Annotated in this window: 21 protein-coding genes and 1 pseudogene; 9 read left to right on the plus strand and 13 right to left on the minus strand. The window is 43.9% G+C overall.

Going from position 1 to position 26,818, the window contains the following annotated elements; translation table 11 throughout:
* Window positions 1-9: 9 nt before the first annotated feature.
* From A136_RS04420 to A136_RS04430, 3 genes are read right to left on the minus strand one after another with little or no spacing between them, the layout of a single operon-like run.
* Window positions 10-3,069, minus strand: a complete 3,060-nt coding sequence (locus tag A136_RS04420) for an efflux RND transporter permease subunit (protein WP_017064634.1) — start codon at window positions 3,067-3,069, stop codon at window positions 10-12.
* Complete coding sequence (locus tag A136_RS04425; RefSeq protein ID WP_017064635.1) at window positions 3,066-4,121, minus strand: efflux RND transporter periplasmic adaptor subunit; 1,056 nt, start codon at window positions 4,119-4,121, stop codon at window positions 3,066-3,068. The genes A136_RS04420 and A136_RS04425 overlap by 4 nt, the downstream gene beginning before the upstream one ends.
* Entirely contained in the window at window positions 4,121-5,209 is a 1,089-nt protein-coding gene (locus tag A136_RS04430) for an efflux RND transporter periplasmic adaptor subunit (protein WP_017064636.1), read from the minus strand. The genes A136_RS04425 and A136_RS04430 overlap by 1 nt, the downstream gene beginning before the upstream one ends.
* A gap of 150 nt (window positions 5,210-5,359) precedes the next feature.
* On the opposite strand from A136_RS04430, the gene A136_RS04435 reads away from it, so the two are divergent.
* Window positions 5,360-6,103 (plus strand): TetR/AcrR family transcriptional regulator, encoded by a 744-nt coding sequence (locus A136_RS04435; RefSeq protein ID WP_017064637.1) that lies wholly within the window; start codon window positions 5,360-5,362, stop codon window positions 6,101-6,103.
* A 115-nt stretch (window positions 6,104-6,218) separates the two neighbouring features.
* On the opposite strand, the gene A136_RS04440 is transcribed toward A136_RS04435, so the two are convergent.
* From A136_RS04440 to A136_RS23100, 3 genes and pseudogenes are all read right to left on the minus strand, one after another.
* Window positions 6,219-7,490 (minus strand): DEAD/DEAH box helicase, encoded by a 1,272-nt coding sequence (locus tag A136_RS04440; protein ID WP_017064638.1) that lies wholly within the window; start codon window positions 7,488-7,490, stop codon window positions 6,219-6,221.
* Window positions 7,491-7,547: 57 nt separating this feature from the next.
* Window positions 7,548-8,148, minus strand: a pseudogene (locus A136_RS04445) (ACP phosphodiesterase).
* Window positions 8,149-8,353: 205 nt separating this feature from the next.
* A complete protein-coding gene (locus A136_RS23100; RefSeq protein WP_017059831.1) occupies window positions 8,354-8,482 on the minus strand; it encodes a hypothetical protein in 129 nt (42 codons plus the stop codon).
* A 446-nt stretch (window positions 8,483-8,928) separates the two neighbouring features.
* On the opposite strand from A136_RS23100, the gene A136_RS04450 reads away from it, so the two are divergent.
* Both A136_RS04450 and A136_RS04455 read left to right on the plus strand, forming a co-directional pair.
* Window positions 8,929-10,152 (plus strand): aromatic amino acid transport family protein, encoded by a 1,224-nt coding sequence (locus tag A136_RS04450; RefSeq protein ID WP_017064640.1) that lies wholly within the window; start codon window positions 8,929-8,931, stop codon window positions 10,150-10,152.
* A 148-nt stretch (window positions 10,153-10,300) separates the two neighbouring features.
* Window positions 10,301-11,725, plus strand: coding sequence for a methyl-accepting chemotaxis protein (locus tag A136_RS04455; protein WP_017064641.1), 1,425 nt, complete (start codon window positions 10,301-10,303; stop codon window positions 11,723-11,725).
* 408 nt (window positions 11,726-12,133) lie between these two features.
* Here A136_RS04455 and A136_RS04460 read toward each other — a convergent pair whose 3' ends face one another.
* The 3 genes from A136_RS04460 to A136_RS04470 all read right to left on the minus strand — a co-directional run bounded on the left by A136_RS04460 (window position 12,134) and on the right by A136_RS04470 (window position 15,526).
* Complete coding sequence (locus A136_RS04460) at window positions 12,134-12,859, minus strand: HAD-IA family hydrolase (protein ID WP_017064642.1); 726 nt, start codon at window positions 12,857-12,859, stop codon at window positions 12,134-12,136.
* Window positions 12,860-13,162: 303 nt separating this feature from the next.
* Entirely contained in the window at window positions 13,163-14,971 is a 1,809-nt protein-coding gene (locus tag A136_RS04465; RefSeq protein WP_017064643.1) for an HD domain-containing phosphohydrolase, read from the minus strand.
* A 60-nt stretch (window positions 14,972-15,031) separates the two neighbouring features.
* Window positions 15,032-15,526, minus strand: coding sequence for a hypothetical protein (locus A136_RS04470; protein ID WP_017064644.1), 495 nt, complete (start codon window positions 15,524-15,526; stop codon window positions 15,032-15,034).
* A gap of 248 nt (window positions 15,527-15,774) precedes the next feature.
* Here A136_RS04470 and A136_RS04475 point away from each other — a divergent pair, with 248 nt between their 5' ends.
* The 4 genes from A136_RS04475 to A136_RS04490 all read left to right on the plus strand — a co-directional run bounded on the left by A136_RS04475 (window position 15,775) and on the right by A136_RS04490 (window position 21,873).
* Entirely contained in the window at window positions 15,775-16,254 is a 480-nt protein-coding gene (locus A136_RS04475) for a CreA family protein (RefSeq protein WP_017064645.1), read from the plus strand.
* Between the two features lie 129 nt (window positions 16,255-16,383).
* Complete coding sequence (locus A136_RS04480; RefSeq protein WP_017064646.1) at window positions 16,384-17,688, plus strand: inosine/guanosine kinase; 1,305 nt, start codon at window positions 16,384-16,386, stop codon at window positions 17,686-17,688.
* A gap of 294 nt (window positions 17,689-17,982) precedes the next feature.
* Window positions 17,983-19,731: a formate--tetrahydrofolate ligase gene (locus A136_RS04485; protein WP_017059839.1), complete on the plus strand. Its 1,749-nt coding sequence runs from the start codon at window positions 17,983-17,985 to the stop codon at window positions 19,729-19,731.
* Between the two features lie 237 nt (window positions 19,732-19,968).
* Window positions 19,969-21,873 carry a sensor domain-containing diguanylate cyclase gene (locus A136_RS04490; RefSeq protein WP_017064647.1) on the plus strand — a complete coding sequence of 635 codons (1,905 nt, stop codon included), beginning with the start codon at window positions 19,969-19,971 and terminating at the stop codon, window positions 21,871-21,873.
* 63 nt (window positions 21,874-21,936) lie between these two features.
* On the opposite strand, the gene A136_RS04495 is transcribed toward A136_RS04490, so the two are convergent.
* Window positions 21,937-22,542, minus strand: coding sequence for a beta-phosphoglucomutase family hydrolase (locus tag A136_RS04495; RefSeq protein WP_029235241.1), 606 nt, complete (start codon window positions 22,540-22,542; stop codon window positions 21,937-21,939).
* Window positions 22,543-22,629: 87 nt separating this feature from the next.
* On the opposite strand from A136_RS04495, the gene arfB reads away from it, so the two are divergent.
* Window positions 22,630-23,040, plus strand: coding sequence for an alternative ribosome rescue aminoacyl-tRNA hydrolase ArfB (arfB, locus tag A136_RS04500; RefSeq protein ID WP_017059842.1), 411 nt, complete (start codon window positions 22,630-22,632; stop codon window positions 23,038-23,040).
* 93 nt (window positions 23,041-23,133) lie between these two features.
* On the opposite strand, the gene A136_RS04505 is transcribed toward arfB, so the two are convergent.
* A complete protein-coding gene (locus A136_RS04505; protein WP_017059843.1) occupies window positions 23,134-23,451 on the minus strand; it encodes a helix-turn-helix transcriptional regulator in 318 nt (105 codons plus the stop codon).
* Between the two features lie 200 nt (window positions 23,452-23,651).
* On the opposite strand from A136_RS04505, the gene A136_RS04510 reads away from it, so the two are divergent.
* Window positions 23,652-23,978: a hypothetical protein gene (locus A136_RS04510; RefSeq protein WP_017064649.1), complete on the plus strand. Its 327-nt coding sequence runs from the start codon at window positions 23,652-23,654 to the stop codon at window positions 23,976-23,978.
* A 91-nt stretch (window positions 23,979-24,069) separates the two neighbouring features.
* On the opposite strand, the gene A136_RS04515 is transcribed toward A136_RS04510, so the two are convergent.
* Complete coding sequence (locus tag A136_RS04515) at window positions 24,070-25,140, minus strand: S1 family peptidase (protein ID WP_017064650.1); 1,071 nt, start codon at window positions 25,138-25,140, stop codon at window positions 24,070-24,072.
* A 279-nt stretch (window positions 25,141-25,419) separates the two neighbouring features.
* Window positions 25,420-26,553, minus strand: a complete 1,134-nt coding sequence (gcvT, locus tag A136_RS04520) for a glycine cleavage system aminomethyltransferase GcvT (protein ID WP_017064651.1) — start codon at window positions 26,551-26,553, stop codon at window positions 25,420-25,422.
* Window positions 26,554-26,818 lie beyond the last annotated feature (265 nt).

The following is a 26,818-nucleotide window of genomic DNA, read 5'->3' on the forward strand; positions in this document are numbered from 1 at the left end:
TATCATTCCCTAATAACCCGCAGTGGACGGTTTGATTCTATATAAAATAGCGAACATCACCGGTACTACTATTAGCGTTAGTACGGTAGCAAAGCCTAAGCCTGCCATGATGGTAATCGCCATCGAGCCGAAAAATGCATCGAATACCAAAGGAATCATACCCAAGATAGTCGTTAATGCTGCCATAGATACCGGTCGTACACGACTAATCGCACTGTCGACAACCGCTAAATATGGGTCTTTACCTGTTGATAGCTCACTGTTGATCTGGTCAAGCAGTACAATGCCGTTCTTCAAAATCATGCCGCTTAGACTCAATAAGCCAAGGAACGCTGTGAAGCTGAATGGCATATTGGTACCTAACAGACCAATTGAAACACCAATGATAGAGAGTGGAACCGTAAACCAAATCACAAGCGGCTTACGAACCGAGTTAAACAGAAGCATCGTGATGATAAACATCAGCAAATAACCCATTGGCAGTGAGCCAAACAGAGATTCTTGCGCATCTTTAGAGCTTTCGTACTCACCACCCCAGCTAATGCTGTAGCCTTCTGGTAAATCTAATGCTTCTACCTTTGGTTTCACACGAGCAAACAGACTCGCTGGCGTTTCATCACCAAGAACATCGTGGTCAGCCAATACTGTTAGCGTACGTTTTCTGTCGCGACGCTGAATCAGTGGCTCAGACCATTGAAGCTCTACGCCATCAATCACTTGCTCAACTGGGATGTAAGTTTGTAGTGATGGGCTCCAAATCTTCACATTGTTTAGCGATTCGAAATCAAAACGCTCTTCTTCCGGTAAACGCGCCACGATAGGTAACATATGAGTACCATCACGCAGTAGGCCGATGTTGTAACCGCCAAACGCCATCTGTAATGTCTCAGACAAGTCAGTTTTTGAAATGCCTAGGCGACGAGCCTTAGATTCGTTGAACAGTGGTACAAGTTCTTTAGTGCGTTCACGCCAGTCATGACGAACATTTCGAGAGCCTGGATCGGCAAGCAAGATGTCTTCGACTTCAACTGCAATGTTACGCAGTACTTGTGGATCGGCACCGATAATACGCGCTTCAATTTTTGAAGCGGGTGACGGACCAAACTCAATCAACTTGAACTGGAACGTTGGTTGCTCAAATTCGTTCGCTAAGTCTTTGTCTAGCGCCGCTAGAGCCTTAAACATAGTGTCGCGGTCAGTGGTTCTTACTTGTAACTGGGCGTACGCTTCGTAGCTTTTCTCTGGTTGGTAAGTCAGTGCGAAACGTTGCATGCCCTGCCCAACCGTTGTCGTTACAAACTCCACGTAGTCTTGCTGGCGAATGTAGCTTTCAACTTTTTCTGTCTGCTTGATCGTTTCACGAACATCGGTGCCTTCTGGCATCCACATGTCTACGTAAAACATTGGGGTATTTGACGGCGGGAAGAACTGCTGCTTCACCATACCAAAACCGACGACAGAAACTGCTAATAGAGCGACCATACTAACTACAGTAAGCCATCTAAATCGAAGTGCTACTTTCAGACACGCACCGAATACCACAAACAGGATGCCTTGGTATGGGTCTTCGTTCTCATCAACCTTGTCTTCTTCTTTAAGCAACATCTCGGCAAGGAATGGCGTTAGTGTTAGTGCAGTTACCCAACTCAAAAACAGTGAGAAACACAGTACCCAAAACAGTGAACCCATGAATTCGCCTGTCGCATCCTTCGACAAACCAATCGGTGCAAACGCTGTGATAGCGATAATGGTCGCACCTAACAGTGGCCATTGTGTTTGCTTGACGATGTCTTTCGCTGCTTGAAGCTTGGTTTTGCCTTTCTTCAAGCCCACCAAAATACCTTCAACGACAACAATCGCGTTATCCACCAGCATACCCAGTGCGATGATCAAAGCACCCAGCGAGATACGGTGCAGTTCAACATCGTTGTAGTCCATCAAGATGAACGTACCGAACACCGTCAGTAACAGTACTACACCGATGATCAAACCACTGCGTAAGCCCATCGCGAACAGAAGTACGATGATAACAATCGCCACCGCTTCCACTAGGCTGATTAAGAAGTCAGCCACAGATTTGTCTACTTCTTGCGCTTGGTTGTAGAAGTAATTCAGTTCTACACCCGCTGGCTTAATGCTTTCTAGGCGATCCAGTTCCGCATCCAGTGCTTTACCAATCTCAACCACGTTTACACCAGAAGAGAACGCAATACCCAAGTTGATTGCAGGTTTACCGTTGTACGTTAATACATTACCCGGTTTTTCTTGAATACCACGAGTCACTTCAGCAACGTCTTTTAGACGAATTAGATTGCCAGTGTCACGACCATGAATGATTAGGTTTTCTAGTTCTTCAACCGTGCTTAATGTGCCGTTTGGCTTAATCGTTAGGCTTTGACCATTCAGCATCACCTCGCCTGCCGATACCACACTGTTTTGTTGTGCTAGCAATGCTGTCACCGTCGACATATCTAGGTTCAATGCGGCTAAGCGTTCCAGTGACATCTCAACAAACAGTTGTTCTTGTTGGTCACCTGCAATGCTAACTTTACCGACACCGTCAACCAGTTCGATTTCACGCGTTAGGTAATCTGCGTACTGTTTGAGCTCAACGTAATCGTAACCATCACCGGTCAGCATGATCATCACACCAAACACATCACCAAAATCATCGATGATCTGAACGGAATTTACACCACTTGGCAGTGTTGGTTGTAGATCGTTGATCTTACGGCGCATTTCATCCCAGATCTGAGGCAGCTCGTCTGGACCGTAGTCCATCTTCATACTGACCATAATTTGGGACATACCGTTCGATGATGTCGAGGTAATCTTGTCGATGTACGGAAGCTGTCTTATCTCTTTTTCTAGTGGGTAAGTCAGCTCTTCTTCAACTTCCATTGACGTAGCGCCAGGGTAAGTTGAAATAATCATTGCATCTTTAATGGTAAAAGCTGGGTCTTCTAAACGGGATAGATTACCAAAAGACGTCACACCGCCAATGGCCAATATGACGAGAAACAGCCAGCTGATTACTTTGTTTTTTATTGAATATTCTGCGATGTTCATTCTGCTTTTCCTGACAATTTGATTCCGTCACGGAGTTTTCTTAGATTCGAGTTTACGAGTCGATCACCTTGCTCAACACCATGAGCGATTAATGCGCCTTGGCCACTGATCTTGTCGACTTCTACTTCGCTTTTGAATGCTTGTCCGTCTTCCATTTTCCACACATAGAACTGATTCGCTTCAGAGCCCGCTTCTAGCGTTGTCATTGGTAATTGGTAGCCTTGAACATCGCTCAGGCCCGCTTTCGCCATATCTACATTGACCGTAACGCTCGTGCCTGGCAGGATTTCACTTTCAGGCTGCTGCATCTGCATCCAAAATTCGTAGGTACGGGATTGTGGGTGCAGTTCACTGGTGTGTTCTAGATACGTCAGTGGATATTGGCCTGTGTGACCGCCAAAGGTCGCCTCAGGACGATAGCTATTTGAACGCATGTCTGGGCTAATTGACGCCAAGATCGAATCTGATACTTGAATTCGCACATACACCTTGTCGTTCTGGTACACACTCAGTAGTGTTTCTCCAGGCGTCGTATTTTCGAATCGTTGCTTATCGACAGTTGAAACTGTTCCTGAGAACGGCGCTAAAAGTTCTGTGTAACTCAGCTTGCGTTTCGCCGCCGCCAAATTCGCCGATGCGAGCTTGTAGTTAGCCGTCAGTTGGTCGTGTTCTGATTGCGATAACATTTCGCTGCCAAACATCTCAGTACCACGGGCCAACTGTTTGCTCGCCAGTTTGAATTGAGATTGAGCATCAGTCAGATCTTGGACGTACGTTGCGTTATCTAAGGTGGCTAATAACTGCCCTTTTTCGACATTGTCGCCCGCTTCTACTAATACTTGTTGAATCTCGCCTGCTAGCTTAAATGCCAAGGGAGTCAATTCAGCTGGCATCACCTGTCCATTAAAACTTCTGAACTGATTAGTAAGCGGTGCGCCAACTTCAAAGGTAGAAACCAACAAAGGTGGTTGTTCACGGTGTACAGCTTCATTGTTACAGGCTTGAAGTAACAGAACCGACGCGACAACAACTGATAATTTTGAAAGGTTCATTAAATACCGCCCTCACGAAGCCAAGCTTTTACTTGTTGTCCGTCTGATAACACATCCACACCCGCTTCAACGATAAGGTCACCAGACGACAATCCGTCGATAACCTTGCCTTGCTCATCAAGAAGGACTTGTACTTTAGAAATCAGTTGAGAGTCAGGGTTATAACGCCATAGTTCACCATGGCCTACGTCTTTGTTTAACCAAGCTGAATCCACAATACCAATGCCGTAGTCAGATTTACTTTTCTGAACTTCAACTTGCGCTGTCATACCAGAAAGTAGATTGATGCCTTCTGGCTTTTCGATAGACACAACCGCTTGGTAGCTGTTGGTATCTTCATCTGGTTGCGTTGAGATTTCTTTAAAGCGAGTCGGGATACGAATGCCGCGGTGGCTGTCCATCACAACCCACATGTTTGAGCTCGTTAGGTCTTGAATAGAACGGTCTTCAAGCTTTGATACTGGAATTGAAAACGTCACATCCATTTCACTGTGATTCAAAATATTCAGTACAGGCTGCTTTTCTGCGATCAATTGATATTGCTTTCCAAACACCATCGATACCACGCCATCGAATGGAGCAACTAAGGTAGTGTAGCCAAGGTTTGTTTTTGCTTGGTCCAACTCAACTTCAGCGGCAGTAAAAGTGTTTACGGCTTGGTCGTAGTAATCGGTACTGACCAGTTTTTTCGCATACAACTCAGAAGCTTGTTTGTATTGGCTGTTCGCCAGATCAAATTTAGCTTGGGCTGCGTCAACGGCAATACGGTAATCCGTCGCGTCTAATACGGCTAACACCTGACCTTTCTTCACTTCTTGTCCCATACGAACATCGAAGGTTTCTATATCTCCACCCACTTGGAAAGAAAGTGCCGCACGGTCGGTTGCATCAACCTTTGCAATGAAGCTATCGAGATCAATATCAGTCTGTTGTGGGATTTCGAACAGCTTGACTGGCTTGATTACCTGCACATTTTCCTCTGACTGAACTTTGTCACATCCAGTTAGAGAGCCTGCGAGCAATAGTGCTGCAATAACAGCTCCCATGCGCTTGCTCGATATGGCATTGATCGACAAATTGAACTGCATGATGCCTCTCCGTTTAATTATTATGATTTATTACACAGGTGGGCAGTATATTTAATATTAAATAATTCTCAAGCTTTACTTTCCACTTGTGCAGTATTTTTTATTTCAGTAAAAACAGTGTAGAATGTTGTAATCAGGTAATTATGTGAAATGAAGATGACCGAAAAGAAGCAAGGTAGAAGAAGTGCAAAAGACGCCGAAGAGACGCGTTTTTTGATCATGAGCGTTGCCGCAGACATGTTCTGTGACTTTGGCTACGATCGTGTATCACTGCGAAACATCAGTGAAAAGGCAGGCGTCTCGCATAGCCTTATCCGCCACCACTTTGGTAGCAAAGAAAAGATTTGGCATGCAATAAGTGATTGTTTACACGATTATTTTCAGTCTTACATCAGTAAGATTATGGAAGAGCTGCCAAAAGATGTTGCGCCAAATATCGCTATCTACCTGTTTAGCATGCGTCTGTTCACCAACATGATTCACTCACGTAGGCCAATGCAGCTTATTTCAGACTCTGTTCGCCAAGAAGACAACCTAGTTGATTACTTCATCGACAATGTCGGCGATGTTGAAAAAGAGATTAACGGGCTTGCCGCTGAGTACAATGCAGCTAACCCAGACAAAATGATCAACATTTACGAAGTTAAATGGCAAATGATCATGTACGCAAACGGCGCTGTATGCCTCACTCCCTTTATGGAAAGCACTTGGAATGAAGGTGATATGGTCACCTCACCCGAAGACGCCCTACTTAAGCATTGGCAGCTTTTCAACACGCAGATGGTCAGCAAGTTCAATATTGATGAAGAGTGGGCTCTAAATCCAACCTCGATTGAAGAGCTGATTTATGAAGTGCCATGTGAATGGAAGTGTAACCAGGAACATAAAGCTTAATCGGGTTCATACCCATGATGAGCTTATAAGATACAAAAACGCGCCGTTACAGAAGTCACTGTAACGGCGCGTTTTTATATGTATAGATCTTTAAACTGGAGCTTTGTCCAGCTTATTAGCGACGTGCTTTACCGCGGTTTTGGTGAATCTTAAGCTTCGCTTTCATCTTACGTTTTTCTGATGAACGGCTTTTGCTGCGACCACCACGATCGGGCGCTAGATCTTTTTCAAGGCTTGGTTCAAAGCCCTCTAGCCACTCTTGAGGCAAGCGAGTATCAAGTAATCGCTCAATATCACCCAATAGGTAAGCTTCATCCTGACTCATCAAAGAGATCGCTAAGCCGCTGTTACCCGCACGGCCAGTACGTCCGATGCGGTGAACATAATCTTCTGCTTTAAATGGCATGTCATAGTTCACAACTTGTTCTAGCTGCTGAATATCAATACCACGAGCTGCCACGTCGGTTGCGATCAACGCACGAACTTTGCCTGACTTGAAATCGTCTAGGGCTTTTTGACGCGCACCTTGGCTCTTATCGCCATTGATTGATGCCGCTTTAATGCCGTCTAACTTAAGCTCTTTAACGAGAGCATCAGTGCCCTGCTTAGTCTTTGTGAACACCAACACTTGTTGCCAGTTTTTTGAACCAATCAAATACGCTAATAGCTCACTTTTACGCGACTTATCTACCGGGTAAACCATCTGTGTTACGGTTTCAGCGGTGCTGTTTTTTGGCGTAACTTGGATTTCACTTGGCTTCTGCATCATACGGTGTGCAATCGCTTTGATTTTGTTATCAAACGTTGCAGAGAAGAACAGAGTTTGACGCACTTCGTTCATGCGAGAAAGAATACGCTTAATGTCAGGCATGAAGCCCATATCTAACATACGGTCAGCTTCATCCAGTACCAGTACTTCCGTTTGGCTCAACATGATGTTTCTAGTGAAGATGTGATCAATAAGACGACCAGGCGTCGCGACAAGAATATCTGCGCCACCGCGTAAGTTATCAGTTTGCACCTTCATGCTAACGCCGCCGTAAGCCACCACGACTTTAATGTCGGTGCCCTTTGCGTAGCTAGTTAAGTTATCGAAAACCTGTTGTGCCAATTCACGAGTTGGCACTAATACAAGCGCACGGACGAGCTTAGGGTTCGGAATAACGTTGTCTTTTGTCTCGATTAATCTTTGAATAATCGGTAAACCAAACGCAGCCGTTTTACCTGTACCCGTTTGAGCACCAGCCAGTACATCTTTGCCTTCTAATACCAATGGAATTGCTTGTTCTTGAACACTGGTAGGAGCCGTAAAATTAAGCTCAGACAACGTGGCAAGAAGATGCTCAGATAATCCTAGTTGGTTAAAAGATTTTGTAGATTCAGACATAGTATGATGCTCAAAGATTAAATAGGCGCGGATTGTAGCAAACCTGCATTACGCTGTTTACCTTTCCTTTTGATTTTTCTTCATTTGAAGCGCATTAAACTGCTTAGCTTCCTCTAAAACGTTGGGATAAAGCTCATTAAAGTGACACTGCAACGTATCATAGTGACGTTCGAGGTCATCGTAGCATACCGAGCTTAGGCCTTCTCAACGCCATTCGCTGCAACACCACCTCTATAGATGACATGTCTTGATAGCTCTCTAACCATCTATGCTCAGCCATTTTCTGATGAACCATAACGAAATTTTCAGGCCAGTGTGGCTCTTGATGTTCAAAGATCTGCTCATGGCTATCTAAACAAAAACGCTCTAATGTCTGCTGTGAAAACTGATCCCAATGATTGGCTAAGCAGTGATCCCAAAATACATCGAGTGCGATAGGCGCAAAGCGTCGTGTTTGGTCTGAGAAAAGTGATTTTGCAGAACGAGATACATCATGACGATCAGTATAGCTATCAACAAATCGATGAAGCCTAATACCGTCAGAAAGGGAATCAGAATAGTGTTTATTAGGGTCGCCTTTAACAAAATCACCTAACAGGTTACCTGCTAAGTTGCTGTTACAGTGCTTGGCGATGTGAAGGTGTGCGAGAAAGTTCATTGAACCTCATTAAAGTATCGAGAACTAAGTAACATGGTAAACGTACTCGTTTATCTTCGCGAACTTTAATGAGGATAGTTTTGGTATGACGTGTGAGCGAATACGATTTGCTCAGTTTAGAATTGTTTGCTTTGAGAAGCTTTAGCTAAGAAAACTTTTAGCTTTAAAACGTTTCAGTTGAAACTGAATTAAAGATCTTAAAAGCTTAGTTCGAAGACTTGAAAAGCTCTTCTGCTAACTGTTTCACTGTCTGCTCATAGTCAGACAAATCAATGCCAATTTCCATAGCATCTAACAACTCTAGACTTTCGTCATTATAAGATTGGTCACTCATTGTGCCCCCTCTATTCCTTGATGTGGACATGATGTCCTATTAACTAGTGCACCATCTTGGACTTATATTATGTCACTTTGATGAACGCACTCTACTCTACCCATTCCATATTCATAGCTTAAAGCTACTCGCGATCATTAACGCTTTTTTACGCTAAAGGGGTATACGCGAACGACATATGTACTGCCACCTTACACCAAGTACAACAAATTACTCTATAAATTTTGAAGCTGGTCATGGTCAAACGTTTGCTTTGCTCATTTGAATGCTGCAACGCCCCTTTATGTAAATATTAATTTACAGTGCATATTTTTAATTACATTAGGCATTGCATTTGGAATTAAACTCAATCAGAATACTTAAAAATCGAGATATTCTTTGGGTTTATGCGCTTAAGCCAGAAGAATTACAATTAAAACACACCCTAACGTAAAGAATTATATACAATGAATAAATCAAAGGTTTTTGGTAGTACTTTGATCATTGCAGGCACAACTATTGGTGCTGGCATGCTCGCTCTTCCACTTGCTTCTGCGGGTATTGGCTTTTCAACTTCACTTTTCTTGATGCTGGGTTTATGGGCGTTAATGGCCTTTACGGCGCTATTAATGGTAGAGCTTCACCAATTCGCAGAATCTGACGCTACCCTACACACGTTAGCTCATACCATTTTAGGAACAAAAGGAAAGTGGATTGCGAGCTTCGCGGTGATGTTTCTTTTCTACGCTCTGTGTGCGGCATACATAGCTGGCGGCGGTGCGCAATTTAACCAACGAATTTCGGATATCGCGGGTATCGAACTCAATGCTCAAATCACCACGCTTCTATTTACCCTATTAGTTGCCGGCGTTGTGACGATTGGTACACACAGTGTTGATAAAGTTAACCGCGTTTTGTTTGGCTTAAAGCTTATCGCGATGGTTTTGGTACTCAGCTTCCTGGCGCCAAACATTACCTCTCAATACCTAATGAGCATGCCTTTACAGCAAGGCCTGATTGTGGCGGCGATTCCGGTTGTGTTTACCTCTTTTGGTTTCCACGGCAGCATCCCATCAATTGTTCGATACCTAGATGGTGACGTTCGTTCTTTACGTAAGGTAATGATTATTGGCTCGGCACTGCCTCTGGTTATCTACGTTTTCTGGCAAAGTGTTACTTTGGGTGTGATTAGCCAAGAGCAATTATTGTCTGATACAAGTTTAGGCGCGCTATTAGTCTCGCTATCGCAAACGGTTCATCAATCCAACCTAAGCGTGATCGTCGGTGTGTTTGCGGACCTTGCACTGCTGACATCTTTTATTGGTGTAAGCTTGGGCTTATTTGAATTCATGGGCGACTCACTGAGCAAGAAACTAGGTAACGCAAAACGTGTTAAGACAGCTGCTATCACCTTCTTACCGCCACTGGGTTTTGCCTTATTTTACCCACAAGGCTTCATCATGGCTTTAGGCTACGCAGCCATTGCACTTTCAGTGCTCGCGATTCTGTTACCAACAGTGATGGTCTACAAGGTTCGTTACACTGATTTCTCTGTCAAACCTCAATCTGCAGAAGCCAGTTACCAAGTGTTAGGCGGTAGCAAAGCGTTGTTTTTAGCAGGTAGCGTTGGCGTATTTATCATTGCCATTCAAGTTCTTATTTCAGTAGGGTTACTGCCTTCTTTGGGCTAATAAACCTATACAGAACTAATTTACTTGATCCAGATCTCACAAATAACATGTCACTATCATTAATTTTCACAATTAGTCGATTGAAGTCACATTTTTATTGAGGTCGGTTATTTAGAGTCCACGGTAAAGGATTTACCGTGGAGTTTTTATGAAAGAAGTACAATTTCGAACGATAGACAAACTGTTTATCAAGATGTCGATCAACGACAAATTTTGGGTCATTTTCTTAATCTTTTTTGCCGCTTTGGCAAGCCTAGCTGGACTGAACTACGTCAACAAAATGGAACACATTGACGTAACTGCAAAACAGCAGGTCGAGTATCAACTGCAAGGCATTTTATCAGCATCAGATTCCCCTGCTTCTGTTCGCTCTGTTAGCCAGCAAACTCGCGCTCAACAAACCACTATTTCAAACAATGGTTCGGTGACTGCCACAGCACTCGCACAAGATGGCAACTACTACTCACTTACCGTTTCAACTAACGATATACAGAATCAAAAGCAGCAAGCACTGTACACTTTATTACTGAGCTTCTTGTGGTGTGTGCCTTTTGGTCTTTTCTGTTACTGGGTAGCGACTTTCCTAGGCGGCGCACTTTGGGTTCTTTATTCAACGACTCAAAAGATTGGTGATGGTGACTTAACATCACGCCTTGGCTTCCACCCTGGCCGTGATGAGTTCGGCACGATTGGTTGTGCGCTTGACCGTTCAATGGACACGCTTAGTGAGTTAGTCAACAACGTAAACCACAGTGCAGCAACGCTAAGCGAAACATCGGCTTCTTTCGAAACTGAGATGAAGCGCAGCGAAACACAAATCATGAGCCAAAACGCATCTCTAGACTCTGTAGCGACAGCAATGGATCAGATGACAGCTTCAGCAAATGAAGTCTCTAACATCTCTGCACGCTCAACTGAACAAACAGAACAAGACGCGCAGCAAATCAACGATAGCCACGCGAAGGTTCAACAGGCAATCTCGGAAATCACCACCCTTTCTTCTTTGATTGAGCAAACCTCATCTTCTGTTACTAGCTTGAATGTGAATACGAGCCAAATTAACGAGGTCATCACGACGATCAATGCTATTTCAGAGCAAACTAACTTACTTGCTTTAAATGCCGCGATTGAAGCCGCTCGTGCGGGCGAGCAAGGCCGAGGTTTCGCTGTTGTTGCTGATGAAGTAAGAACACTGGCAAGCCGCACTCAGTCGGCTACTGTAGAAATCCAAGCGATGATTGAACGCTTACAGCAAGAGAGCCAAAATATCGCGAAGATCACCGAACAGACGGTTGACCAAGCGCAAACCAGTAGCCAGTTGATTTCAAACATTGGTCACGACGTAAACTCGATTGCAGATTCAGCTCAAGCACTAATGGACATGAGTATCCAAATCGCAACATCAGCCGATGAGCAAAGTAACGTTGCCAATACGATTGCAGCAGAGCTTAACGATATTCGAAGCCAATCCGATGTGATTAAAGACGTGGCTCAGAATTCTTCAAATGGCGTATCTAGGCTAACAGAAGCGTCGGTTTCTCTATCTCAGACATTGGCACGCTACCGAACTTAAGGATCAACTGGTGAACTAGCGGCGTGAATTGAAAACAAACTAATGAGGACTCGTAATGGGTCCTTTCTTTTTGGCTTTTGTTTAATAACATTACAAGAACCATGGTCAATAACGATGACATTATCAATTACCATGAAGCAAGTCGCAAAGGAGAGATTAAGAAGTGTCAGAACTGTCTAATATTCGAGCTTAGGAGTAATCTAAGTGAACGGGTCTTTTTTCGCTTACCCCCTTGCTGCAGGTGACACATAATGAATAAAACAGAAACACCAAACACCGACGACATTACATGCCCTTTATGCCAACACGACGAGTATCTGCTTTCAGAAAGTGGAGAAAAGTTTACTTGTGCATCTTGCGGTTTCCACACCAAACAATTTAGTAAGGTAGTCAGCCTTCAACTAAGCTCTACCCCACCAAAGCTGCAGAATTCGATATACCACCATTTGAGCAGTGCTTGCCATTAATCCAAACTGAAATTTCTTCTAAACTGTAGATATCCTGAGCCGCGAGTTCTGCTGAGTCGGCTTCGGGATCTACGATTGCTTCATCAATACTCGGGCGTAATCGAAACGATTGGATACCCGCGCGAACACCAGCCTCAATCCCTTTCAACGTATCATCCACGTAGATGCACTCATTTGGCAGAAAGCCCATGTTCATGGCCGTGTACATGATTAGATCAGGCTCTGGCTTCCAGCTGTTAGCATCAAAAGCTGAGAACACTTTGCCTTTGAAGTCGTCTAGCATGCCTGTCATCGCCAATGAAGATTCAACTCTAGATTTTGGTGCATTGGAAGCGATACAAAACTCGATATCTTGTTGTTTGAGAAATTCAATAAGTTCGATAGCTCCATCCATCGGCTTTAAATGACGCTGGAACAGTGCTTCTAATTCAGTGCGATATAACGGTTCAAGTGTATCAATCGAGATAGATAGCCCATGACGTTCTTGTGTATCCATTAAGATGTCGGCTAGCTTCCCGCCTTGAAAGTGCGCATAGCAGTCGTTGACGTTTAGCTCCGCCCCAAAGCCAGTGAAAACGTTCACCAAAGCCTGGCAGCACAGCTTTTCACTATCGATAAGTGTTCCGTCACAATCGAAAATCACACATTTAGTCTGTTCTAACCGCATAGGTATCTCACTCAGATTGAATCCAAGTTTTATCCTATAGTGTTCTTTCAATGCGCGAGATGATTGAGGTAACAGTTTGCAGATACAGGCTTATTTCTCTTCGCGAAATATGGAGTTGATCACTTTATCGCTCGACATAAGCAACAGCTTTCATCAAATGACCCCAGATTCTACGAAATCAAAGACTGCGAGGTTTACATAAGCTACTCAATTTCAGGAGAAAATATAAATCACTACTTCCTAGCCGGATCGTGGTGAATCGATAAAAAAAATGGCTTATAGGCTACTCAGATAGAGCGACAATTAGCTAACAACCGACTCTTCTAAGACCTTAGCTTCAAGCGAAGGTGAAGACGCATATTCTACAGTTCCAGTATCGGGGTACGAATCTCGGATAGCGACAAACTCGGATAAGTGTTTCAGTAGCAATTTAGTTAGCTGAGGATCAAACTGGTAGCCACACTCTCGCTCAAACAAATCGACCACCATATCTAACGGCCACGGTTCTTTGTAGCAACGTGCACTAAGCAGCGCATCAAACACATCGGCTACGGCAGTGATACGAGCAAACAGGTGTATTTCATCACCCACTTTTCCATTCGGGTATCCAGCACCATCCCAACGCTCGTGATGTTCGTTAGCAATGATTGCCGCGAGGTTGGTAATATCACCCGCTCCGCTCTTTAGTAAGTTATAGCCAGCCGTAGTATGAAGCTTCATCACCTCCCACTCTTGGTCGGTTAATTTCCCAGGTTTATCCAAGATTGATTCAGGGACTGAAATCTTACCCACATCGTGCATTGGGCTGATGATCTCAATCATCTCGACCTCACGATGGCTCAAGCCACGATACTTCGCTAGCAATGCAGACAGCTTGGCTACACGCTTAACGTGATTACCTGTTTCGCCAGAGCGGGTTTCAATTGCTTCTCCGAGAACATGAATCATATCCTTTTGGATATTCAAGGTCTGTTTCTGAAGCTTTAAGATTCGTTTGTTCTTATTCGCCAACTCTTTCTTTTGGCGCAGAGTGACAAATTGCATCAAGATGATCAGGCTCAAACCCGTAATCACCATCGACAGCCCCAATAACAACTGGAAGTTTTTGCGAATAAAGGATGAAGGCTCGTTAATGAAAACCGCTTCGTCAGGTAACGCGTTTCCACTAATCCCGTATCTCTTCATTGCAGGGTAATTGAATACAAAACGTTTGTTGTCTCCGGGAGTTAACGGTGTAGTAAAACCAAGTGGAAGGTATTTATCCAACGCATCGACGGCCTGTTCACCCATGCTTTGTGAGTGATTAACGTAACCACCGAGTACATCACCCGAAATATAGAACTGCCATAAAGCAAACACCGGAGCAGCACTCGCTTTTGACAACGTATCCGCAATCTCTTGGTAAGTGTGATAAACCCCTTGCTTTAACTCGGTGTTGTAATGACTGAGCAATACCGCATCGTCCGCAGAGATCCCTTCCAAAAATTGGCTCGTATGCTCCAGCGACAAGTCGCGAATTTCTACGAGATTGATATTTGAAAATTCAGCCATCATTTTGTTCATTTCTTTATGAATCAATTCAGACGTGACACTGTAATCATTTACAAAATAGAGATTCTTTAGATTAGGTCTTAATTTGGAGATCAGCTTAATATTAACGTCTATCTGATCGTTATCGTAAAGCACAGTTGCTCTGTCAGACACCGCGTACATGTCGGTGCTGAAATCATTGATGCCGGCTGCAACGACAGGTGTGGAGCGATCAATCAAATTAGGCAGAGATTCAAGAAAATTGGCTGCGTTATCGTCCGTCGTAATTACGCCATCAAATTTATAACCTGCATACTTCGCACGTAAGTAGTTCGCGAGAGAGTCGTAATACTCTGGGCTGTGGACACGCTTTGAATCCAAATACTCTATTGAGAGTTTAACTTCGGTTTGAGACTGGCTGAACGCACTGTCTATCCCTTTTTGGAAGTCAGCAGTCCATTGATAAGAAGGTTCGTATGAGTGTAAAACTAGGATGCGTTTAATATCCCAGTCGTTAGCAAAACTGAGTGAAGAATAAGCGCTAACACATAATACAGCGATTGATATCAATAGCTTGTACATACAATACCCTTTAAATAAGACGGGGTATTGTACTTAGATTAACGCTTTGTCAAAGAATCTTTAGTTCTCGATCCATACTTTATCGCAAGAAGCATGATCTTGTGCCCAAAAATCGTGTAACTGCTTAGCAAAGTTGTTGATACTCTGACCATTTTCAGCAACGACATCCGAGATCAATAGGGAACCATCCGCTTCTGTGACGATAGCGCTCGCCACAACTTCACCGTTTTGAGTACCAATATATAATACATGATCGTCAGAAAGCATAATTTGGCTCAAGAACTCAAGCATGTGTGCCCTTTCGATTTCATCTTGGTAAACGCTTGCTTGGTTGAGTGAAAATAGCACGGTCAATTTATGGAAATCGACTTTATGCAGTTCATCAATTTGGGAAGGAGTTTGATCTTGTGCTAGGAGTTGGTATGTCTTGGATGGAAGTTTGCTTTGATAAAGTTCACGGCCGAGGAGGCTCTCTTTTGCGGGGTAAGCAATATCGAGCTGACTAAATAGCCATTGGTTTTTCTTGTGTGCAATTTCAGGTATTTCGTTATTCATTCTTTTAGTACCTACGGTTAGTATCCCCAAATATCGCAGTTATTTGGAAGACATACGGTCGGCTGAGGTGCCGAGCTACAAGCAGAGAGCATACAGAGCATGACCAAGGCCAACAAGTACTTTAAATGCTTCATATTTTTCATTATCCAACAACATCCTTTAAGAACTTAACGAAAAGCTCTACACTCGTATCCAAGCTTTCAATATCCTTATAGTAAACAGAACTATATAAATAAAAAGGACTTCTTATGAAAAAAGCCTTAATAGCAGCAGGTATCGTGACAATGTTAGCTGGCTGTTCGGACAACGAGGTTGGCGACGTCTCACTGGGTTTCTTCACAATGAAGGATATCAAGATGTCTTCATTAGATGACGATAAGATCGCGGGTGTTACCTGTCATATCGCATCAATCGAAGCAAACCTTAGCCTTTCTGATCCAAGTGATAGCTCTATATCTTGTCGTCAAACAGGTGAAATTACACCAGAAATGATTGCTCAAATAGACAAGAGTAAGTCTGGCGAAGTGGTATTCAAGCAATCGAAAAGTATCTTCTTTAAAACAATGAAGGTTCGTCGTATCTACGATGCAGAGAATCAGTCGCTGCTTTACTTGTCTTACACCACCAAAGAAACAGAAGGTAGCTTCAAACACAGCCTTTCAACTGTTCCACTATGGGGTACAGAGGCTTACGTTGATCCAGCGACGTTAGTACAGCCAACCGAGTAGTTTCAAACATATAGTTAGTTGAATCACCTGTGCAGACATTGTGCAGGTGATTCAAAATGTAATAAAAATGAAAGAAACAGAAACAAAATGTGATATCATGCGGCAAAATTTTTTCACTGTATTTTTCATATGAAGTTTCCTGGACAGCGTAAATCTAAGCACTACTTTCCAACTCACGCACGTGATCCGTTGGTCAACCAAATTCAACAAACGCCTAAGCTTCACCGCGCAACGATTGTGGGTGTTGGCCAAACGATTGTTGATATCGAAGCCCGTGTTGACAACGAGTTCCTAGAAAAATACGAGCTGAGTAAAGGTCACTCACTGGTATTGGAAGAAAGTAAAGCAGATGCGCTGTATGAAGAGTTAGTTGAGCGCGGTTTGATCACGCATCAATATCCTGGCGATACTATCGGCAACACACTGCACAACTATTCCGTACTTGCGGACAGCAAATCTGTCCTGCTTGGCGTAATGTCTAAGAAGATTGAAGTTGGCTCATTTGGTTATCGTTACCTTTGCCGCACTTCTTCTCGTATGAATCTAAACCACCTTCAAACTGTTGATGGTCCAATTGGTCGTTGTTACACGCTGATTTCTGAAGATGGCGAACGTACGTTTGCAATCAACGAAGGCCACATGAACCAACTTCTTCCAGAAAGCATTCCTGAAAAAGTCTTCGAGAAAGCTTCTGCATTGGTTGTGTCGTCATACCTAATGCGTGGCAAACCTGAAGATCCGATGCCAAAAGCGGTACAAAAAGCGATTGAATACGCGAAAGCGCACAATGTGCCTGTTGTACTAACACTTGGTACTAAGTATGTGATCGAAGGCAACGCTGAATGGTGGCAAGAATACCTGAAAGAAAACGTAACCATCGTCGCGATGAACGAAGATGAAGGTGAAGCGCTAACGGGTGAAAAAGATCCTCTATTGGCTGCTAACAAGGCACTTGAGTGGGTTGACCTAGTTCTATGTACTGCAGGTCCTATTGGTCTATACATGGCAGGTTACACTGACGAACCAGCGAAACGCGAAACCACACTGCCATTGTTACCGGGTAACATCCCTGAGTTCAATAAATACGAATTCAGCCGTGCGATGCGTAAGCAAGACTGTAAAGACCCAGTAAAAGTGTACTCTCACATTGGCCCTTACCTAGGCGGCCCACTTGAGATTAAGAATACCAATGGCGCTGGCGATGGTGCACTTTCAGCACTACTTCACGACATGGCAGCAAACAGCTACCACCACGTGAATGTACCAAACTCAGAGAAACACGAGCACGCTTGTCTGACGTACTCTTCACTGTCTCAAATTTGTAAGTACGCAAACCGTGTAAGCTACGAAGTGTTGACTCAGCACTCTCCTCGCCTTTCTCGTGCACTGCCTGAACGCGAAGATAGCTTAGAAGAAACATACTGGGATCGTTAATCGTCCATATTAGGTAGTTACCTCTTAGAGGTTAACGCCAAGTGAGATTACCCATTCCTTGAAGGGCTGCTATATGCAGCCCTTTTTGTATTCAACGCCAATATAATTGCAACTGAAGGTAATCAGAACGAATATTTTGCTCGTTTAAGATTTGATCTCGCGCAATGACTCTTTAGATCTGTTATCTTCCAGCACATAATTCGTGTGGTTTGCCTTTACTTGGCAAATTTATACAGTACTATCGCCACGCAAACGTTTACGTACCGCCTTTCGGTTCTGATATAAGGATCAAATATGCTGTCTGATATTGATATTTGTCGCTCTACTCCCCTTAAAAACATCAGTGAGGTTGCCAAGCAAGCTGGCCTGCACCACAACGAACATCAGCCATTAGGGCAATTCAAATCTAAAGTGTCTCTCACGTCACTTGAACGCCTCGCCAACCAACAAGATGGTAAATTAGTCGTAGTCACGGCGATCACACCGACACCTCTTGGTGAAGGCAAAACCGTCACTACTATCGGATTAGCACAAGGCCTCGCAGAGATTAACCAATCTGCAATGGCCTGCATTCGCCAGCCTTCAATGGGTCCGGTATTTGGTGTAAAAGGTGGCGCTGCGGGTGGTGGTTACTCTCAAGTTGCCCCTATGGAACAATTAAACCTGCACCTGACGGGCGATATTCATGCTGTTACGGCCGCTCACAACCTCGCCTCTGCCGCCATTGATGCACGTTTGTATCATGAACAACGGGAAGGCTTAGAGGCGTTTGAAGCGCGTTCTGGCTTAAAAGCCTTGGATATTGACCCAAGCAGAATCGTTTGGCGACGTGTACTTGACCACAATGATCGCGCACTACGCATGATCACGGTTGGCAAGAACGAAGCAGACAAAACAATTAACGGCTTTGAGCGAGAAGATGGATTTGATATCTCAGCTGCTTCAGAGCTAATGGCCATTCTTGCTCTAGCCAATGACCTTCAAGATTTGAGAAAGCGCATCGGACGAGTGGTACTTGCCTACAACAAACAAGGCTTGCCGTTGACCGCAGATGACTTCAACGTTGCAGGCGCAATGACCGTAACCATGAAGGATTCTATTGAACCAACATTGATGCAAACCCTTGAAGGCGTTCCTACCCTAATTCACGCCGGGCCTTTCGCGAACATCGCACATGGTAACTCTTCAATTATTGCCGATAAGATAGCGTTAAAACTGAGTGACTTTGTCGTGACCGAAGGTGGTTTCGGCTCAGATATGGGCTTTGAAAAAGCGTGCAACATAAAAGCAAAAGCGTCGAACAAAAAGCCCGATTGCGCTGTGGTTGTTGCAACATTACGTGGATTAAAGGCCAACTCTGGTTTATACGATTTGAGACCCGGCACTCCATTACCAGATTCAATTTTTAATGATGACCAAGACGCGCTAATTGCAGGCTTTGAGAACCTAAAATGGCACATCAACAACGTTAAGCAATACCAAGTGCCTACAGTTGTTGCGATTAACCGATTCCCACAAGACTCAGCTCAAGAGCTCGATGCTTTGAAACAGATGATCACCGACTTCGACTCAAGCGTTAACGTTGAAGTAAGCGAAGCATTTGGTCAAGGTGGCGAAGGCGCGACTCAACTGGCTCACGCTGTAGTCAAAGCTTGCCAAAAACAGAGTGAATTTAAGCCTTTGTATCACTCAGAGCAAAGCCTAGAAGAAAAGCTGATGGCAGTTGCTGAAGTTGGTTATGGCGCGGCAAGTATTTCGCTATCTCCACTGGCTAAAAAACAACTGGCTGAATTCAAACTGCATGGCTATAGCGACCTATCAGTTTGTTTGGCAAAAACACCACTATCGATCTCGACAGAAGCACACGTAAAAGGTGCACCAACCCAATTTGACGTGCCTGTTAGAGAACTAAAATTGTGTGCTGGTGCTGGCTTTATTTACGCGTTGTGCGGCAATGTAATGACCATGCCAGGCTTGCCTGACAAACCGGCGTTCATGTCGTTAGATATTGATAGTAATGGAAATATCGTCGGCCTAAGCTAGCTGCCCTTAGTTAGATAATCGGCAATTAATCGCGATTAATTTAGCTTAGGTTTCGGAGCAGTGTTCTATATTGAGCAATCATTTACTAACGAAGTGATTGCTCAACAATCAAGCTTAACTGCAAAAAGTTGCACTTAAATCGTAGTTATATGCGAATCTTGTCTTAACTTCTGGGTCAAGATCACATTAAAAACCCTATAAAATATATAGTATTGCGCTGATTCTTTGAGGACAGTGATGAATACAAGTATAAAAAAACTAGTCAGCCAATTTCTATGTACCATCTTTGCCCTAGGACTAGTCCCTGCCCTCTACATTAACTCTGAATTTGACAGGGTTGAAGCTCAGCACACGCTAAATATCCAACAGTCCAGCCAGAACCAGATCGAATACAGCTTTCATGAACTCGCTGTTATTGTTGAGCAAATCTCTAACTCTGTTCCGTCAATCGCCGACTCTCAAACACTACTCCGAGCGATTCGAGAACCTTCTATTATCCATAAAGAAACCCTGCAAGATCTTTGGGTGATGTTAGCTCGTGGCCAAAAATACTATTCCCAGCTTCGTTATCTCGATCTAGCCGGCAACGAAGTGTTCCGCGTTAACTACAAAGACGGTCGAGCCACTGTCGTCCCCGAGAACGAACTGCAGAACAAATCTTCTCGAGATTACTACCAGATGCTTCAGAAATTAGAGATTGGTGATGTCAGATCCAGAGGCATTGACCTAGAAATGGAAAATGGAGAAATCATCCACCCGTTAACGCCGGCGCTTCGCATTATGACGCCAGTCGCTGAAGGGAATCGAATTATTGGTTACTTCATTGCAAATCTAAACATGCTAGAGATTTACAACCGCCTTCATTACCAAATTGGAGACTCAGATGCAGTCCCGGTCATTCTAAACAAAACTGGTCATGTCATCATGGGCCCTGACCCAGCTGAATCATTTGGGCATGTGATTGAATCACGTTCAGAGCAGACATACGCAAAGCTATACCCAGAGCTTTGGAAAGACATTCAAGACAACTCTTCGTCTAGCTATTTCGATGGTAAGAACTGGTATTTCCACTCGGACATCAGCCCAAAGATAAAGCAGTTTGCAGGCCCTATTTACATGGTTCTTCACATTGAGAATCAGCATTTCAGCAGTCAATACCGACAAGAAAAACAAGCGATCGTCGTTCAGATCATCACCTTGTCTTTCTTGATTTCGATGATCTCCGCTGGCTTCGTATTGTGGAACAGCAACCACAAGAAGAACAGTATCGAGAGCCAACTTGCTAAGGCCGCAATGAATGGCATGTCTGCCTTGGTGATTACCGACAGAAACAACCGAATCATCAAAGTAAACCAAGAGTTCACCCGTGTGAGTGGCTACGAGTTAGAAGACGTAAAAGGCCGCCAACCGTCCATGTTTGCCTCTGGTCGCTACAACGAAGAGTTCTACATCAAGATGTGGAGTATCATCAAAGAGAAAGGCATGTGGGAAGGCGAAGTGGTTAATCGTCGTAAAGACGGGTCTTTGATCACGGAAATATTGCGAATCCAAACCATTAAAGACTCGAAAGACGTGATTCAGTTTTATGTCGCTTCATTTGTGGATATAAGTAAACACAAAGAGCTAGAAAACAAACTGAGAAACCTGAGTGAAAAAGATGCCTTAGCTGGGTGTTGGAACCGCCGTAAATTCGATCTTGAGCTGCGAGATGAGTGCTCTCGTGTTAATCGTTACCCTACTCGCGAACAGTCTTGTTTAGCGATTTTGGACATAGACCACTTCAAACGCATCAACGACAGATTTGGTCACGATTATGGAGATCGCGTCATTCAAACCGTTGCTCAAGTATTACAACGAGAGTGCCGAGAAACTGATTTTGTGGCTCGTATTGGTGGCGAAGAGTTTGGCGTTATTCTGCCTCATACCACAACAGAAGAAGCTGAGTATGTACTTAACAGATTGAGAATCGCAGTCAGTATTGAGCTCGATAACGTGGTGACGGTCAGTGGTGGAATTACCAACCTGACCAACGACCCTGCTCTTAGCTACAAGTGCGCCGATTTAGCACTTTATGAAGCCAAAGCAGCAGGTCGAAACAGTGTGTGCCTGTTCCTAGACAGCGAAATGAGCGAAATCGCCTAACAGAAAATCAGTATTGTTCCGCTAGGCTATTAGTTTGGCGGTTTAACAACCCAATCCTTGCAATCAGCTTGGTGCAGGATAGAACTCTAGTTTGTTCCCCTCTATCACTAGAATACAATCCATGTTCGCAGCATGAGCAGCCTGCTTACCTAGGTTCGTATCTTCAAACACAACACACTGCTTTGGCTGCAAACCCATACCAAAACACGCATCTAAGAAAGTATCCGGATTTGGTTTGTGATTCTTAACGTCTGTTGCTGTCACGAGAATATCGAGCTTACTCAAGATCTCTGTCTTATCCAGTAACTGTTCGGCACTTTTACGTTGACTGCCCGTTCCGACTGCAATCTTCTTGTTACCCAGATGCTCTAACAACAGAGAGTGAGTACAAGGGATAACGTCTCCTTTGTCTTCGATAGCCGCAAACGACGCCATTTTAAACGTAGAAACCGCTTGTGGGTCGAGCGATAAACCGTATTTGCTGTTCACCTCACCGGCTATCTTATAACTCGGCATGCCACCTAAGCTATGCAGCCAAGACGCTTCAAAATGAAAGCCAAACTCTTCAGCCGTTCGCTCCCACGCCTTTACATGTGCAGGCATTGTATCGATCAACGTACCGTCCATATCAAAGATTAATCCTTCATATGCCGTTAAATCTATTTTCATCACTACTACCACTCTTAAATAAAGTTACTGATACCATAACCAATATTCAGTATCATGGCGCCATATTACCGTTCAAAATGGATGTTTATGTTACAAATATCTAACTCTGTTTCGATTCAAGACTGGGAACTCCAGTTAACAGCGATCAGAGCACAAGGAGCCGGCGGTCAGAACGTCAATAAAGTATCGAGCGCGATACATTTACGTTTTGATATCAAGCACTCTACCCTACCTGACTTCTATAAAGAAAAGCTCCTCGCACACAAAGATAGCCGCATCACCAAAGACGGTGTGATTATCATTAAAGCGCAACAGTATAGAACTCAGGAACAAAACCGAGATGATGCTTTAGTGCGCTTGAAAGAATTGATCTTGGAAGCGACAAAGGTTCAAAAAGTAAGACGAGCAACTAAGCCGACGCGTGGCTCTCAGAAAAGACGTTTAGAAAGCAAAAAACAAAGAAGCACCACCAAACAGCTGCGTGGAAGAGTGAGCTGATGGCTTCATGCCCTCAGAGAACACATTACCCTAGAAGTATCTGTCAATTTGACTAACGAATCGATCTATTACGCTGTTTATTTGAAAGAAAGACTACTGCTTCTTTTTGACCGACAAAATCAGCTTGATCAACAACAGGCGCTCTTCGCTGGTCAGCAGACGACTGACCGCAGCTACATCTTCCGCTGTTACTTGTGATGCGCCAACAATATCAAGCACCACATCCAAATCCGTCACTTTTAAGGTTCTAGTGATTGAACGATACTGAGACATCTTGATGTCCGCCTCTCCGCGTTCAATCCTTTGATAGGTTTTTAAGCTCATTCCTGCACTCGAGGCTAACTTTTCTTGAGACAAGTTGGCTTGTTTCCTACGCTCAATCAGCGCCAATATTATGGGTTCTTGTGACATAAGCTCATCCTCAAAAGACAGTTATGTCCTAAATTCAGCAAGAAGCAGACCATATTGACTTGTGATGGTTTACATAAGCCATCAAAGGCATATTATTCGCTTGATAAAACCGTTACGTTTCATAAACCTTCACACTGATATCAGTTGTGAACGTACAGGCTAGGTAACTTGAGTATTCAAGTGTTGGGAAATTAAAAAAATTGCAAATTGCGAATAAGAAAGACGTCATATTGGAAATTGCGAATCGTTATAAATTGGCATTTCCTTGCATTAAGCACGCATTAGAAACGGACAATGCCCGCTCCGAAATTATTGCAGTGCAGCATAGGCTACTCACTTACAAAGAAGTGCTGCTGCACGGAAGTATGTTGGAAGAGAGAGAATTGAAGCAGGCCTTTTCTGCTCTGAACCAAAATGAAAAAGGTGTCGCACAAGGCGGTATTCAAAGCATCAACGACGCAGTTAAAGAGATGGATGTGATTGTCGAAAGGTACAGTAGAAAAGCGTCTACTGAATTCTGTGCCTAATCCTCTGAACGGCTTAAACAAACAAAACAAAAACGGCCAGTCATAGTTGAATGACTGGCCGTTTGTTTAGCTAACATGAAGACGTGGGTATCTAACAAGACATCGCTCTTCTAAACCTACCGAGTAACATCAACGCGCCTAGCACGCCAAACGACAAACTGCCTCCACTGCCGCCTGAACCAGATGAAGTCCGTGCATTCACATAAGCCGTTCGCTTAGCTTCTGTTGCTGAAATTTGAACGGTTTCAGAACTATCTATCACACCACCAGTTACATCTGTAATCCAATCTCTGTAGTCATAGATTTCAGTGAATACCGAAGTTACTCTTGAGCTGCCACCACACGTTTCAGGACCAAAGCTGGTAATCCCTACTTGTCTGTAAACCGAACCATCCTTCCAGTAGACAGGACCTCCAGAGTCACCTTGACAAGTGCCACCGTACAAGCCAGAAGTAGCCACATCTCCAACGAAACAAATTTGATTCTCTGTTAACTCATTGCCAGCAGCAAATACCGTTTTACAAGTCGCATTGTCTACATAATTGAGGTTTGCTTTTTGTAGCAAAGTGGTTCCGTCGAAACCAGTGCGTGTATCACCATGGCCCACAGCGGTAAACGCCTCAGAAGAACTGCGATAACCATCCGAACTAGGACGCTTTACAACATCATTGATTGAGTCGATATTCAGTGCGCTTTCTAACTTAAGTATTGCAACGTCATTGCGTAATAGGTCGCTCAACGCATTTGAATAATCGCTGCGATAGTAAACCTCAGATACACGAGCTTTTTGGATGTTACCGTTGGGAAACTGAGAAGTATCTTCAATTTGAGGGACGACAACAGTAAACAACTGCCCTTCTTCATTACCGTATATACAATGCGCTGCGGTTAGAATATGCGTTGGATCTAAAATTGTTGCACCACAGTAAGGGCCTGTTGAGTAAACACCGTCATAATCAATACGATCAATGAACAAGCTTGCCATCGAAGGAAATTCCGTGACTGAAGCGTCGCTACCATTCACAATATAGGGTGTTACACCCACATCAGGAGTACTTTCGTCCGTGTTTTCCGTTGCCATAACACTTGATGTGTAAATTAATGGCGCTAAAAGCCCTAAAACGGCTTTACGAACCGGACTCATTGTATGGTTTACGTTCATAGTTAACTCCTTGTAACCCCTACTACTTATTTACAAAAATGATGAATCGTCACCATAACACGTCACAATCGTGATTATAGTAAGTATTTGTAACGATATCGCCACATATCTCATTTTATAAACGAATTTTAAGTAACCGTTGTTAGTGGGTAACGTTAAAAGCAATACGTTACCAAAGACATACGCTACCAAAATCAAAAAAGCCTACCGTTAGGCTTCCCAATAAAGAGAAGCAAACAATAGGCTTTCATTTAGCTTAGTGGTTTCTCTTAAAAGAGATTAGCCACGATAGTAACGCTGAGGTACGAATGGCATTTTTTCTACTGTCATTAGTAGCTTCTTGCCACGAACTTCAGCGAATACTTCAGTGCCAATAACCGCTAGGTCAGTACGAACGTAAGCCATAGAAACAGGCTTGCCCGCGTTAGGACCCGCAGTACCACTTGTTACAACGCCAATCTTGTTGTCTTCAGCATCGAACAGCTCAGCGCCTTCACGTACTGGTGCTTTAGTCTGACCAACAAGACCAACACGCTTGCGTTGAACGTCTTTAGTCGCGATTTGCTCAAGGATGATATCAGCGCCAGGGAAACCGCCTGCACGTTCACCGTCAGTACGACGCACTTTTTGGATACCCCATAAAAGGCTAGCTTCTACCGGCGTTGTTGTTGTATCTAGATCGTGACCGTACAGACATAGACCACACTCAAGACGAAGTGAGTCACGAGCACCAAGGCCAATCCACTCTACTTCTGCTTCTGATGTTAGTTTACGAGCAAGTGCTTCAGCGTGATCGTTCGGTACTGAGATTTCGTAGCCATCTTCACCGGTATAACCACTGCGGCTTACGATGCACTCTACGCCGTCGATATCGACTTTTTGAACATCCATGAACAGCATGTCTGCAACGCTTGGTTGGAAACGAGCCAGAACTTCAGACGCTTTCGGACCTTGAAGTGCTAATAGAGCGCGGTCATCAATCACTTCCATTTTTACGTCTGCAGGAAGGTGAGCCGTTAGGTGGTCGATATCTTGTGTTTTACACGCCGCGTTCACAACAACAAATAGGTGATCGCCAAGGTTAGCAACCATAAGATCATCCATGATGCCGCCCTGTTCATTAGTAAAGAAGGCGTAGCGCTGCTTACCAGAAGGCAGGTCGATAATATCTACTGGAACCAGAGATTCTAAAACAGCGGCTGCATTTTCACCGTGTAGACGCAGTTGCCCCATGTGAGAAACATCAAAAAGACCAGCAGCGTCACGAGTGTGTAAGTGCTCTTTCTTTACACCTAGTGGATACTGAACTGGCATGTCGTAGCCAGCAAAAGGAACCATTTTTGCGCCGACTTCAACGTGAAGTGCATGCAGAGGTGTTTTTAGTAGGTCTTGATTAGCGTGTTCTTGAGTCATTTTATTCTCCATGAAGCGTTGCAGGCTTTCCAAATCGAATCTGCCGCTTATATCTCTATTTAGAGTCGCCTCTAACGATATGGGTTAACGTTAGAAACAGTAGATAGTAAAAAGTGATGTCTTCTATATAGGCTTTTATTACTAGCGATATAAAAAGAGGCTTCTGTATAAAAGCTATACGACTCACTTTCTAAGAATTCACTTCAGTAAACTTCAATCAACATGAGTAAACCGTGTTCACTATAGTAAACAAGCCTGAGTCAGT

The organism is Vibrio crassostreae 9ZC13 (assembly GCF_000272045.2).
GTDB classification, from domain to species: Bacteria; Pseudomonadota; Gammaproteobacteria; order Enterobacterales; family Vibrionaceae; genus Vibrio; species Vibrio crassostreae_C.